At 73.3% G+C, this 13,965-nt stretch carries 5 protein-coding genes; 2 read left to right on the plus strand and 3 right to left on the minus strand.

Annotation, left to right across the window (positions count from 1 at the left end):
* Positions 1–109: 109 nt before the first annotated feature.
* Both B7R87_RS00955 and B7R87_RS00960 read right to left on the minus strand, forming a co-directional pair.
* Positions 110–913, minus strand: a complete 804-nt coding sequence (locus tag B7R87_RS00955; RefSeq protein ID WP_006351006.1) for an alpha/beta fold hydrolase — start codon at positions 911–913, stop codon at positions 110–112.
* 13 nt (positions 914–926) lie between these two features.
* Complete coding sequence (locus tag B7R87_RS00960) at positions 927–2,519, minus strand: MBL fold metallo-hydrolase (RefSeq protein ID WP_006351005.1); 1,593 nt, start codon at positions 2,517–2,519, stop codon at positions 927–929.
* A gap of 341 nt (positions 2,520–2,860) precedes the next feature.
* On the opposite strand from B7R87_RS00960, the gene B7R87_RS00965 reads away from it, so the two are divergent.
* Complete coding sequence (locus tag B7R87_RS00965; protein WP_040917144.1) at positions 2,861–3,076, plus strand: MbtH family protein; 216 nt, start codon at positions 2,861–2,863, stop codon at positions 3,074–3,076.
* Positions 3,077–3,148: 72 nt separating this feature from the next.
* On the plus strand, positions 3,149–4,093 hold the full coding sequence (locus tag B7R87_RS00970) for a TauD/TfdA family dioxygenase (protein WP_006351003.1): 945 nt from the start codon (positions 3,149–3,151) through the stop codon (positions 4,091–4,093).
* Positions 4,094–4,263: 170 nt separating this feature from the next.
* Here the strand turns inward: B7R87_RS00970 and B7R87_RS00975 are convergent, their stop codons facing one another.
* Positions 4,264–13,947, minus strand: coding sequence for a non-ribosomal peptide synthetase (locus tag B7R87_RS00975; protein ID WP_130585398.1), 9,684 nt, complete (start codon positions 13,945–13,947; stop codon positions 4,264–4,266).
* Positions 13,948–13,965 lie beyond the last annotated feature (18 nt).

Here is a 13,965-nt window from a genome sequence, read left to right on the forward strand (position 1 = left end):
GGCCGCCGGTGCGGCAGGGGGCCGAGGAGCACAGCGAACGGAGTCGGCCCGGCCCCGCGGGGCCGGGCCGACTCCGTTCGCTGTGCTCGTCAGTGCTCGTCAGTGCTTGTCAGTGCTTGTTGAGGAATTCCACGATCGCCGCGTTGACCTGCTCCGGACGCTCCAGATGGCCCAGATGCCCGCAGTCCGGTATCTCCACGAGATCGCAGCCGGGGATCGCGTCCGCCACCTCGGCCCCGAAGTGCGGGGGTGTGATGAGGTCGTCGGAGAAAGTGATGACCCGGCAGGGCGCCGTGATCGTACGGAGTTCCCGGCGGCGGTCCTGATCGGTGTCGATCCACTCCTGGCCCGCGGCCACGGTGTCCGATCCGCCGGCCAGCTCGAAGACCTCCAGCCAGGACGCCACCGCGGCGTCGTCGTCGAGGGTCTTCCGGGAGAGCATCTGCTGGACCGAGTGGAGCGCCTGGTACTTCGCCGGCAGGCTGATCCCGCTCTCGCGCAGGGCCCGGTCCGCCGCCGACTGGGCCCGGCGCAGCACGTCGGACCGGCCGCGGGTGGCCATGAGGACCGCCGAGTGGACCAGCCGGGGTGCCCCGACCGCCAGTTGCTGGGCGATCAGCGCCCCCAGGGAGGTGCCCACGATCCGGCAGGGCGCCAGACCGAGCTGTTCGATCAGCCCGGCCGTATCGGCGACCAGTTGGGCCAGGGTGTACTTGCCCGGCGGGGCGTCCGACGGCGGGACGCCCCGGTTGTCGAAGGTGACCGTGGAGTATCCGGCCCGGTGCAGGGCCGGGGTCTGATGAAGGTTCCAGACGTATCCGGCCGCGCCGGAGCCCATGACGAGCAGGACCGGCGGACCCTCGCCCGTGCGCCGGTACGCGAGCCGGATTCCGTTGGTGTGCAGAAAGGCCATCCTCCGTGCTCTCCTACCAGCGCCATTCCCGCTTGTTGAACAGATGCTCGGCGGTGATGTCCTCGGCCTTGCACCAGGTGAGGAACTCCTCTATCTGCTGGATCTGGTACGTGTCCGGCGTATACGTCGTCGCCATGACGTGGCCCTGCCAGCTCTCCTCGCCCATGGCGTAGATGTACGCCTCACCGGCGCCCAGCTCCTTCATGATCGCGCCGGCCTGTTCCGCGTTGGAGCCGGAGAGCTTGCGCGAGTCGCTCATCTTCTTGGTCACGGGGCGGGTCAGCAGCCCCTGGTAGAGCCACGTCAGCGGGGCGCCGTCGCACTCCATGCCCAGGAAGGCCTTGTCGATGCCGCCCAGGTGCGAGCGGATGTACCGGTAGAGCACGGGGTCGATACCGGACGAGTCCGCGCCGATGAACGCCGACAGTCCGGCCAGTTGCACGACGTAGGTCGACTTGGCGCGGATGTCGAGGTCGGAGTGCTCGCCGAGGAACGGGGTGGCGACGACCCGGTTGCCGCCGGGCAGCGGTATCTCGTCGAAGTCGTCGGCCTCGATCACCGTGAAGCCCATCGACTTCAGATAGAGGCCGATGGACGGGTCGCAGAGGTTGCCGCGGGAGGAGCGCGGGACGACGATTGCGTCGGTACGGGAGCGGAGCTGGAGCAGCGTCTCCAGCACGATGTGGTCCTGGTGCCCGTGGGTGATCAGCACCAGGTCGATGTGGTCCGGCAGGTCGTCGAGGGTGTAGCGGTCTCCGTGCCGGTTGTCCGTGCTGATGAACGGGTCGACGACGACGGCTGCCTCGGGGCTCTGGAGCACCAGACACGCATGGCCGAAGTAGCGGATCCGGCCGCCGCCCTCGATGTGCCGGTCCGGGGCGAGGCTGGGGGCCGGGTCGACGAGCCGGTCCAGGAAGACCGCGCCCGCATCGTCGAGCTCCAGTGCCTCGCGCAGCTCCGCGACGGTCGAACCCCCGGTCCTGGCCCGCATCAGGACGTCCAGACCGGGGTGGTCGAAGGGGATCGGGAGGTCCAGCACACCGGGCGAGGGCAGCCGGGGCGTACTGAGGATGAACGGCCGCTCCACGCCGTCGTCCAGGGAGAGCTGGACGGACTGGCGGCGCCGGTCGAAGGCCTTGCTGTGGTAGAGCAGCGGCTCGATGACATGGACCGAGGCCTGGTTGCTGGTGTCGTACGCCAGCTCCACCAGGCCGTTCAGGGCCGGCGGGAGCTTCGGATACAGCGGGGTGAGGTCGAAGCCGGTGGCGTTCTGGCGGAGCAGATCGTCCGCCTCGGCGATGGCGGCGGCGAAGGCGAGCATGTCCGCACGGTCGCGCTTGATGGTGTCCAGCAGCTCGGCGACCTCGGCCGCGCGCTCCTCCTCGACGTTGACGAAGTAGCCGCCGCGCAGCGCGGGGTTGTTGCTCGCCGCGATGTGGACCTGCGGCGAGTGCACGTACGACTCCAGCAGCGGCACCTGGACGTTGGCCAGGTTCATGGACGCCTGGGCCGGGGCGACGATGTGCATCCAGGCGTAGAACCGGTCGACCAGCGGTTCGATGATCGCATTCGAGCGGAGGAATACCCGCTCTCGACTGTCGGACATCTGACCCCTTCCGTACGGAAATTGAAGCGGATTTCATTCGGCCGCTCTGCTGCCGCCCAGATCGCTGCGGAATCATTTCGCGATCGGTCCGCGCCGATGTTCGCGTCGCGCGCGGTGCCACCAACGCACCACAATCGCTCCGACCCCGTCAACGTCCCGGCCCGCCGCTGTTCAACCGGCGCCCCGCCGCGGTTGAACAGGGCTTGTATCCGGGCGTTTTCCGGTTTTTACCGGCGCCCGGGGAAACCGTTCTTCCGCAATTGATCGGCCACCGGGTCCTGTGTCACAGTGGGTTCGCCCTTCGCTGTGGTCCATTGTCACCGAGAAGTAAGGACCGTGTGGTGCCGAACCCCTTTGAGGATCCCGACGCAAGCTATCTGGTTCTGGTCAACGACGAGGGTCAGCATTCGCTCTGGCCGGTCTTCGTGGATGTGCCCGACGGCTGGAGAACCGTCTTCGGCGAGGCACCCCGGACGGAGTGCCTGGAGTACATCGAGAAGTCGTGGACCGATATGCGGCCCAAGAGCCTGATCGAAGCCATGAACGGCAGTAAGTAGCCGCGTCGTGCGGCACTGCCCGGGCCGGCGGCCGGTGACGGCCGTCGGCCTCATTCCTTCCCGGAGGACGTGATGGACACCGCCGAACCGGGCCGCGTCTGGCGGCCGTACGAGATCACCCGGGCCGAGGCGGACACGGCGGACCTCGTCGGTCTGCTCGACGCACTGGGCCCCGGAGGGCTGGCCGGACTGCTCACCGAACGCAAGGCTGTCGTGTTCCGCGGCTTCGGGATCGCCCCGGACGCCGTCGAAGCGGTGCTGGACCGGCTGGTTCCGGACCGGCTGCCGTATGTGCACGGCAATTCGCCCCGGACCCGGGTGCGCGGCAATCTGTACACCTCGACCGAGTATCCGCGGCAGTACACGATCTCCCTGCACAACGAGCTGAGTTACGCCCATCGCTGGCCGGCCCGGCTGGCGTTCTACTGCGAGAAGGCGGCGGAGCGCGGCGGGGCGACAGCGGTGATCGACGGAGCGCTCTGGCTGGAGTCGCTGGACCCCGAGGTCCGGGAGGCCTTCGCGGGGGGTGTGCTCTACATCCAGAACCTCCACGACGGGTTCGGCTTCGGCAAGAGCTGGCAGGAGACCTTCGAGACGGACGACCGGTCCGTGGTGGAGGCGTTCCTGAACGAGGCGCGGGCCGACTGGTCCTGGGGCCCGGACGGTCTGCGGGTCACGCAGCTGCGGCCCGCGACGGCGACGCATCCGGTGACGGGTGCGGAGGTCTGGTTCAACCAGGCCGACCAGTGGCATCCGGCCGGGCTGGGCGACGAGACCTCGGCCGAGCTGTACGACATCCTGTCGCCGGCCGAGTTCCCGCAGTACGTGACGTTCGCGGACGGCAGTCCGATTCCGGACGCGTACGCAGGGCATATCCGCGACCGCGGGCTGGAGAACGCCGTCGACGTCGACTGGCACGGCGGTGACCTCCTGCTCATCGACAACGTCCTGACCGCGCACGGCCGCCGCCCCTTCGACGGGACGCGCCGCGTGCTGGTCGCCATGTGCGGCGGCTGACCGTACGACGGCTGCCCCCGGCTCCCCTGCCCCGCGGCAGGGGAGCCGCCGTATGTCCGGGCACGGCCCCCCGTCCAGCCCCCCGCGCACGGACGGAAGCCGCCGCCGGATCGGCGTTCCCGGCGGCGGCTTCCGTGTGCGGGCCCGCCGGGGACGGCGGGCCCACGGGGCTACTGGGTCCGCATGGGCCGCAGGACGGGCCTGGCGGCCACCGGGCCACCCGACCCGCCCGCCGCGCGCTCCGCCAGCCAGGCGGCCAGCGCGGCCGGGGTGGGCCGGTCGAACAGCTCCTGAATCGGCAGTTCCTCGTCCAGCACCACCCGGACCCGGCTGACCAGCCGGGTCGCCAGCAGGGAGTGGCCGCCCAGGGCGAAGAAGTCGTCGTGCACACCGGCCTCGGGCAGCCCGAGGATCTCGGCGAACGCCGCGCACAGGGCCCGCTCCCGCTCGTTCGCGGGCTCGGGGCCGCCGCCCGCGGCCGCCGCGCGTTCGGGTGCGGGCAGCGCCGCGCGGTCGAGCTTTCCGGCCGGGGTCAGCGGCAGGGCGTCGAGGACGACGACCGCCGCGGGCACCAGATACGGCGGCAGGCTCTCCTCCGCGTACCGGCGCAGGGTCACGGCGAGCGCGCCGCCGTCGACGGCTCCGGGCTGCTGCCCGGCGGGGACCACGTACGCGATCAGGCTCCGGTCGCCCGTACCGTCGTCGCGTACGGTCACCGCGGCCTGTGCGACGGCGGGATGGGCGCCGAGCAGCGCACCGACCTCGCCGGGCTCGACCCGGAAGCCGCGGATCTTGACCTGGTCGTCGGCCCGCCCGAGGTACTCCAGGGCCCCTTCGGCGTTCCAGCGGGCCCGGTCCCCGGTCCGGTACATCCGGGCCCCCGGGGTGAAGGGGCAGGCCACGAACCGTTCCGCGGTCGCGCCCGGCCGGCCGGCATAGCCGCGGGCGAGCTGGGCACCGGCCGCGTACAGCTCCCCGGGCGCGCCGGGCGGCACCGGCTTCAGTGCGTCGTCGAGGACGTACACCGCCGTATTGGGCACCGGGGTGCCGATGGGCACCGTTCCGGCGGCGACGGCCGCGGCGTCCAGCCGGGCGGTCACGATGCCGATGGTGGTCTCCGTGGGCCCGTAGTGGTTGTGCACCTGCCGGTCTCCGGCCGCCGCGACGAGGCCCGCGACCCAGTCGGCGTCGGCCGCCTCGCCGCCCAGGACCAGGGACCGGTGCGGCAGCAGCCACGCCGGGTCGCCCGCGGCGGAGAGCGCCTTCAGATGGGAGGGGACCATCTTCACGCAGTCGATGCGGTGCCGGGCCAGATGTCCGGCGACGGCGAGCGGGTCGGTGACCGACGCCCGGTCCAGGACGTGCAGTTCGCCGCCGGTGGCCAGGGCGGCGAAGAGCACCGTGTTCCCGAGGTCGGTGGTCGGCGGCTGGAGCAGCGCGTACCGGGTGCCGGGCTCGCCGTACCCGAGTCTCGGCGGCACGTGGACCACGTAGTTGGCGAGTGCGCCGTGGGTGACGACGACCCCTTTGGGCCGTCCCGTCGAACCGGAGGTGTGGACGATGTAGGCGGGGCTGCGGGGATCGGGGCGCAGGTCCGGCGGGGTGGCCGGGAGGGCGTCGAGTGCGGCGGTCACGGCCGGGGCGTCGAGGGCGAGCGCGGGGATGCGTCCCGTCGGCAGGTCGTCGAGGGCGGCCGTGGTGCCGATGAGGGCGGTTGCCCGGCTGTCGGTGAGCATGCGTCCGATCCGGGCCGTGGGGTGGGCCGGGTCCAGGGGCAGATAGGCGGCGCCCGCCTGCCAGACGCCGAGGATCGCGGTGACGAGGTCGATGCCGCGGGGCAGGCAGAGGGCCACCACGGACTCCGGGCCGGCTCCGAGGCCGCGCAGATGGTGGGCGAGACGGGCGGCGCGGGCCGCGAGTTCGCCGTAGCGGATCGTGGTGCCGTCGCTGCTCACCGCGGTGGCTTCGGGGGTGCGGGCGGCCTGGGCGGTGAAGAGTCCGGGGACTCCGGCCTCCGGCGCGGGTGTCTTGGGTCCCTGTCCGGAGCGGGCGATCCGCAGGCTTACGGCCGGGTCCAGCACGCCGACCGCGGTGAACGGGGTCCCCGGGGCGTCGGCCAGGGCGTGGGCCAGTTCTCCGAGGCAGGTGTCGAGCAGGGAGAGGATCAGCGCGGGGTCCGCGCCTGCGGTGGTGTCGGCGGTGATGTCGAAGGCGTCGCCTGTGTCCCGGACGATGAGCGTCACGGGGTAGTTGGTGCGTTCCCGGGCGTGGAGCACCGCGATGCCGTCGAGTCCGAGGCCGGATTCGCTGATCATGCGGCCGTGCTGGAAGTTGAGGATGGTGGTGAACAGGGGGGCGCCGCCGGGGACTCCGCTCGCCTTCTGGGCCAGGGCGAGGGGGGCGTGTTCGTGCTCCAGCAGCCCGGCGAGCTGATGGCGGAGTCCTGCCAGGGCTCCGGCCACGCCGTCGGAGCCGACGCTGACCCGCATGGGCAGGGTGTTGAGGAAGAGGCCGGGCACCCGGTCGGCGCCGGGTCCGGCGTTCATCCGGCCGGTGAGGACGGTGCCGAAGACGACGTCGTCGCGGCCCGCTGCAGCGGCGAGGACCCGGGCCCAGGCCAGATGGAAGAGGGTGGCCGGACTGGTGCCCAGGTTCCGGGTCGTCTCCCGCAGCCGGCGGGCCCGGTCGCCGTCGACGGTGAGCGCGGCGCGGGCGGGCGGACCGCAGTCGCCGGTGGCGCCGCCCGTTCCGAAGGCGGCGGTGGGTTCGGTGACATCGCCCAGCAGGGCGGCGAAGTGGCGTTCGTGATCGGCGGCGGAGGTGCCGAGCCGGGCCTGTGCCACCAGATTGCGGAACGGGAGGGGCGCCGGGAGCCGGTCGCCGCGGCCGGTCAGGAAGGCGCGGATCTCCGCCAGGAGGAGCCACAGGGTGGTCCGGTCACCGGCGATGTGGTGGATCCGGAGCAGTGCGAGCCGCCGCCCGGCACCGGGTTCGTCACCGGGTTCGTCACCGGCTGTGTCGAGGACGAGGACACCCAGCAGCGGGGCGCGGTCCAGGGCGAAGGGTGCGGCGCCCGCGGCGAGCAGCTGGGCCAGCGGGTCGCGGCCGGGGTCGGGTGCGGTCCGTTCGACGGGGATCCGGGCCGTGCGGCACACGACCTGGACGGGTTCGCGGAGCCCTTCGGAGACGATCGCGGTGCGGTAGATGTCGTGCCGGTCGACGACCTGTTGCAGGGCGCCGAGGAAGGCGTCCAGCCGGTCCGGGGTGTCGAACTCCAGCACCACGGAGCGCAGATAGACGTCGGGGTCGTCGTCGGCGCGCGCCAGATGGTGGAAGAGCATGCCTTCCTGGAGCGGGGCCAGGGGGTAGACGTCGGCGATGTTGGCGGCTCCGCCGTCGACGCGGGCGACGACGGCGGCGATGTCGTCCTCGTCGAGTTCGGTGAGCGGCAGCATGGCGGGGGTGAGGGCGGTGGTGCCCTCCGGTATCCGGTTCTCCGGGATGTCGACGGGTGGCGGGCCGGCGACGGCGGCCAGCCCGGCGGCGGTGGGGGTGAGGAAGAGCGCCCGTACGGACACGGACAGTCCGTGCGCCCGCAGGTCCTCCACCAGGCCGACGGCGATCAGCGAGTTCCCGCCGAGGGCGAAGAAGTCCTCGTCGGGTCCGACGGTGTCGAGGCCGAGGACGCGGGCGAAGGCGGCGCAGAGGATCTCTTCCTGGACGGTCCGCGGCCCGCGGCCCGCTTCCGTGCTCGCCGTGCGTTCGGGTGCGGGCAGGGCCGCGCGGTCGAGCTTTCCGCTCGGGGTCAGCGGCAGGGCGTCGAGGACGACGACCGCCGCGGGGACCAGGTGCTCGGGCAGGCGGCGCGCCAGATGGTCCCGGACCCGGTCGGCGAGTCCGTGCTCGTCGGCGCGGTCGCCGGGGACGAGATAGGCGACGAGGCGGTGCTGCCCCGGGGTGTCCTGCCGGGCGGTGACGGCCGCCGTGGCGACCTCGGGATGGCCGGTGAGTACGGTTTCGATCTCGCCGGGCTCGATGCGGAAGCCGCGGATCTTGACCTGGTCGTCGGTGCGGCCCGCGAACAGGAGCCGTCCGTCGGCGCCCCACCGGGCCCGGTCCCCGGTCCGGTACATCCGGGCCCCGGGGGTGAAGGGGCAGGCGACGAACCGTTCTGCGGTGAGGCCCGGCCTGCGGACGTAGCCGCGGGCCAGTCCGGGGCCCGCGAGGTACAGCTCGCCGGGGACACCGGGGGGTACCGGGCGGAGCCGTTCGTCGAGGACGTAGGTGCGGGTGCCGCCGAGGGGTGTGCCGATGGGGATCCGGCCGTTCTCGGCGTCGTGGGCGGTGAGTTCGGTGGTGGTGGCGCCGATGGTGGCTTCGGTGGGGCCGTAGTGGTTGTGGATCGTACGGTTCCCGGCCGCGGCGAGGAGTTCCCCGACGAGGCCGGGCGGTGCCGCCTCGCCGCCGAGGACGAGTGAGCGGGCGGGCAGGACGCCGCCGGGGCCGGACCGGGCGGTCAGGGCCGCCAGATGGGAGGGGACGGCCTTGAGGTGGTCGATGCGGTGTTCGGTGAGGTAGGCGGAGACGACGGCGGGGTCGAGGACCGTGTCGGGGTCGAGGATGTGCAGTTCGCCGCCGGTGGCGAGGGAGCAGAAAAGCGTGGTGTTGCCGAGGTCGGTGGTCGGCGGCTGGAGCAGGGCGTACCGGGCGCCTTCGCCGCCGAAGCCGAGCCGTCCGGGGGCGGCGGCGACATAGTGGGCGAGGGCGTCGTGGGTGACGGCGACGCCCTTGGGCGTACCGGTGGAGCCGGAGGTGTAGACGACGTACGCGAGCCGGTCCGGGCGCGGTTCGGGGACGACGGCCGGGTGGGTGGGTGCCGGGGTGTCGGGCCGCAGGACCTGCCCGGCCGGGACGATGCGGACCTTTCCGGCGGGGAGGTCTCCGATGGCGTCTTCTGGGGCGATGAGGAGGACGGCCCGGCTGTCGGTGAGCATGAACGCGGTCCGTTCGACGGGCTGCCGGGCGTCGACCGGGAGGTAGGCGGCGCCGGCCTGCCAGACGCCGAGGATCGCGGCGACGAGTTCGGGGCCGGGTGGCAGGCAGAGTCCGACGACGGACTCCGGTCCGATGCCCGATCCGGTCAGGTAGCGGGCGACCGTTGCGGCGCGGGTGCGGAGTTCCGCGTACGGCACGGGGGTGCCGTGGTGGTGGACGGCGACGGCGTTCGGGGTTTGCCCGGCCCGGGCCAGGAACAGTTCGGGCACGGTCGGGTGGGGTGCGGGCGGGGTGCCGTCGCTCCAGGTGCCGAGGACCCGGGCGCGTTCGGCGGCGTCGAGGAGGTCGAGGTCGCCCGGCCGCAGGCGCGGGTTCTCGGTGACGGCCCGCAGTACGCGGATCCAGCGTTGGGCGAGCAGGGTGGCGAATCCGGCGTCGAAGAGATCGGCGGCCGCGGTCACCGAGCCGGTGAGCCCGGCGGGTGCGGCCCGTTCGGCCCCTTCGGCCCCTTCGGCCCCTTCGGCCCCTTCGTTGAAGGTTTCGACGACCATGACGTCGAGGTCGAACTTCACCCCGGGGCGGGCGCCGGGGACGGGCGTGACGTCGATACCGGGCAGGTCGAGTCCGGCGCCGGTGGTGTTCTGCATGGTGAGAACGGTCTGGAAGAGGGGGTTGCGGGCCACGGAGCGGGCCGGGGCGAGCTCTTCGACGAGTTTGTCGAAGGGCACGTCCTGGTGGGCGAAGGCGCCGAGGGTGGCGTCCCGGACCCGGGCGAGAACGTCGGTGAACGGCGGGTCGCCGGTCAGGTCGGTCCGGACGACCACGGTGTTGACGAAACAGCCGACGAGGTCGTCCAGGGCTTCGTCGGTACGTCCGGCGATCGCGGAGCCGATCGGGATGTCGGTGCCCGCGCCCAGTCGGGACAGCAGGACGGCGAGCGCGGCCTGGAGGACCATGAAGACCGTGACGCCCTCGGTCCTGGCCAGCCGGGTGAGGTCCGCGTGGAGGTCGGCGGGGACCTGGAGGGGGGCGTCGTGTCCCCGGTGGCCTGCGGTGTCGGGGCGCGGCCGGTCGAAGGGGAGGGCGAGCTCTTCGGGCAGCCGGGCCAGGGCGTCGCGCCAGTAGGCGATCTGGCCGGCCATCAGCCCCGCGGGATCGTCGGGGTCGCCGAGGAGTTCGCGCTGCCAGAGGGTGTAGTCGGCGTACTGGACGGGCAGTGGCCGCCAGTCGGGTGCCCGGCCCAGGCTGCGGGCGGTGTAGGCCTCGGACAGATCACGGGTGAGCGGGCCCATCGACCAGCCGTCGCCGGTGATGTGGTGGACCACCACGACCAGGACGTGCTCCTCGGGTCCGGTGGCGAACAGCCGGGCCCGGACCGGGGGTTCGGCCGTCAGGTCGAAGGCGTAGGCGGCGGCGCGGGCGACGGCGGCGTCCAGTTCCCCGGGCGCGACCGGTTCCGGGAAGGGTCCTGCGGCCGTCTCGTCGAGGTCCGCGATCCGCTGGTGGTGGCGGCCGTCCGTGACGGGGAAGCAGGTGCGCAGCGCCTCGTGGCGGCCGAGGACGTCGCGGAACGCGGCGGCCAGTGCGGCGTGGTCGAGCTTCCCGGTCAGGCGCAGGACGACGGGGGCGTTGTAGGTCGTGCCGCGGCCTTCGAGCCGGTCGAGGAAGAGGAGCCGCCGCTGGGCGAAGGACGGCGGCAGGTGCGCGGGCCGGTCCCGGGGGGCGAGCGGGGGCCGGGCGGGTGCGGGGGCCGCGGCGGCCGGGCCGAGCCGGGCGGCGAGCCCGGCGGCGGTCGGGTGGAGGAACAGGTCCCGCATCTCGGCTTCGGTGCCGAGGGCGGTGCGGATCCGGGCGACGACGCGGGTGGCGAGCAGCGAATGGCCGCCGAGTTCGAAGAAGCTCTCGTCGGGTCCGACGGCGTCGAGGCCGAGGACTTCGGCGAAGACCCCGCAGAGGATCTCCTCCTGCGGGGTCGCCGCGCGGCCCGTCACCGCGGCCCGTTCGGGGGCGGGCAGGGCGTCCCGGTCGACCTTTCCGCTGTGGGTCAGCGGGAGTTCGGGGAGGACGACGATCGCGGCGGGCACCAGATGTCCGGGGAGCCGGGCGGTCAGGAAGGTACGGAGCCGTTCGGGCAGGGTGCCGTCGGGCGTTTCCCCGCCGGGGCGCCCGGGGCCGGTGGTGTAGGCCACCAGCTGCCGTTCCCCGGTTCCGGTTGCGCGGGCCGTGACGACGGCCCTGGTGACCTCGGGGTGGGCGGCGAGGGCCGTTTCGATCTCGCCGGGTTCGATGCGGAAGCCGCGGATCTTGAGCTGGTCGTCGGTGCGTCCGGCGAACAGCAGGCCGGCGTCGGGGCTCCGGTGCACCCGGTCGCCGGTCCGGTAGAGCCGGCCGCCGCTGTCGAAGGGGTCGGCGACGAACCGTTCGGCGGTCAGGGCGGGGTTCCCGGTGTAGCCGCGGGCCAGGGCCGGACCGGCGACGTACAGTTCGCCGGTGGCGCCGGGGGGCACCGGTTCCAGGAAGTCGTCGAGGACATGGACGCGGGTGCCGGTGACGGGGGTGCCGATCCCGGGGGCCGCGCCAGGGCGGAGCGCGCCGGAGAGGGTGGCGCAGACGGTGGTCTCGGTGGGGCCGTAGGCGTTGATCAGGTCGCGGCCCGGTGCCCACCGGTCCACCTGGTCGGGGGTGAGGGCCTCCCCCGCGGACACGAGGGTGTGTACGGGTGCGAGGTCGGCGGGGTCGAGTGCGGCGAGTACGGCGGGCGGCAGCGTCGCATGGGTGACGTCGTGCCGGGCGACGACACCGGCGAGTCCGGCGCCGGGCAGGAGTTCTTCGGCCGGGGCGAGGACCAGTGCGGCGCCGGTGCCCAGGGCCATCAGTACTTCCCAGGTGGCGGCGTCGAATCCGGGGGAGGCGAACTGGAGGATCCGGCTGCCGGGTCCGGCGCCGAGCCGGGCGGCCTGGGTGGCGACCAGGGCGGCCGTTCCGGCGTGGGTGAGGGCGACGCCCTTGGGCCGGCCGGTGGAACCCGAGGTGTAGATGACGTACGCGAGTCCGGCGAGTTCCGTGGCGGGTGCGGGCCGTTCGGCGGGCCGGGCGGCGATCTCGGCCCGTACCGCGGGATCGTCGAGGGCGATCGCGGGCGGCCCCTGGACGGCGTCCACGGGCAGTTCGTCCAGGATGTCGGTGGTGGTGAGGAGGAGCGCGGCGCGACTGTCGGAGAGCAGGTACGCCATCCGGTCCAGCGGCTGGCGGGGGTCGATCGGGAGATAGGCGGCGCCCGCCTTGGCCACGGCGAGCAGTGCGGTGACGAGTTCCGTGCCGCGGTGCATGACGACGGCGACGACGGATTCGCGGCGGGCGCCCAGCCCGGTCAGCTGGTGGGCCAGCCGGTTGGCGCGGACGTCGAGTTCGGCGTAGGTGAGGTGTTCGCCGTCGGCGACGAGTGCGGGGGCGTCCGGGGTCCGGTCGGCCCGGGCGTGGAACAGTTCGGGGGTGGTGAGGGCAGGGACCCGGGCTGCCGTGGTGTCCCGGCCCTCCGGTCCGGGGTGCGGGCCGCCGGTACGGAGCCGGAGCCGGCCGACGGGTTCGCCGGGCGGGGCGGCCGCCAGCCGGTGGAGGACCCGCAGGAAGCCGGTGACCAGGTCGTCGGCGGTGCCCGGTGCGTACCGGTCGCCGTTGACGTCGGCGTCGATCCGGATCCGGGTGTCGGCGGACCGGTCGTAGACGTTGATCTGCCGGTCCTCCGTCGGCCCGTGGGTGAGGTTGTGCACGGTGGCCGTGGCCGGGCCGAAGCGGGGCGGATAGCCGTATCCGAGGAAGTTGACGTTGAGGTCGAAGAGGGCCGGGGCGCCCGCGGGCGTCACTTCGCGCAGCAGGTCCTCGTAGCGGTACCGCTGGTGCCTCAGTCCGCGGCCGATGGCCCGGACGGTGCGCCGGACGGCTTCGGCGACGGTCGTGCCGGGGGTGAGTTCCACTCTGATGGGCATGACGTTGGACGTCATTCCGGCGATGCGCTGTTCCCTGCGGCCGGTGCGGCCGAGGACGGGTACGCCCAGGACGATGTCCCGGGCTCCGGTGGTGCGGTGCTGGTGGACGGCGGCCGCGGTGACGACCAGTCCGGCGAGCCCGCAGCCGAGACTGCGGGCGGCGGCCCGCAGGCGTTCGGATTCGTCGGGCGCAAGTCGGGCGCTGCCCCGGGCGGGCGGCCCCGCGCGCAGCCCGTCCCGGCCGGTCCGCTCCGCGGCCCCGGCGAGGGTGTCCAGCCAGAAGGCACGGTCCCGTTCCCGGTCGGGCGAGGCGCGGTAGGCGTGTTCGGCGTCGACGAGCACGGTGGACGGTTCGGGCGCCTCCGCCGTGTACCGGCCGCCCGTGAGGAGGGCGCTGTAGGCGTCGGCGACCCGGGCCGCGATCAGGGCGCCGCCGTGTCCGTCCAGGATCAGATGGTGGGCCCGGTGGTACCAGAACAGGGTGTCGTCGCTCACGACGAGCACGGCGAGCGCGAAGAGCGGTCCGCTGCGCGGATCGACGGGGCGGCGCAGTTCCGTACGCATCCACGCCTCCGCGGCGGCCCGTGGTTCGGGCTCGGCGCTGACGTCGACGAGCTGGACGGGTACGTCCGCCGCGGGTTCGGTGTACTGCCGCGGCTCCCCGTCGGCGACGGTGAACCGGAGGCGGTAGGCGTCGACGTCCGCCACGGCGGCGCGGACCGCCCGGGCGAAGAGGCGGGGGTCGGCTCCGCCGTCGATCTCCAGATACTCGGCGACGTTGAGGACCGTGTCGTCGGGCGCGAGCTGCTGGGCGTACCAGATGCCGCGCTGGGCTGCGGTCAGCTCCCGGAGTCCGGTGTCGGCGGCGGTCATCGGGCCCCGCCCCCTGCC

The sequence above is a fragment of the Streptomyces tsukubensis genome, assembly GCF_003932715.1.
Lineage (GTDB): Bacteria > Actinomycetota > Actinomycetes > Streptomycetales > Streptomycetaceae > Streptomyces > Streptomyces tsukubensis.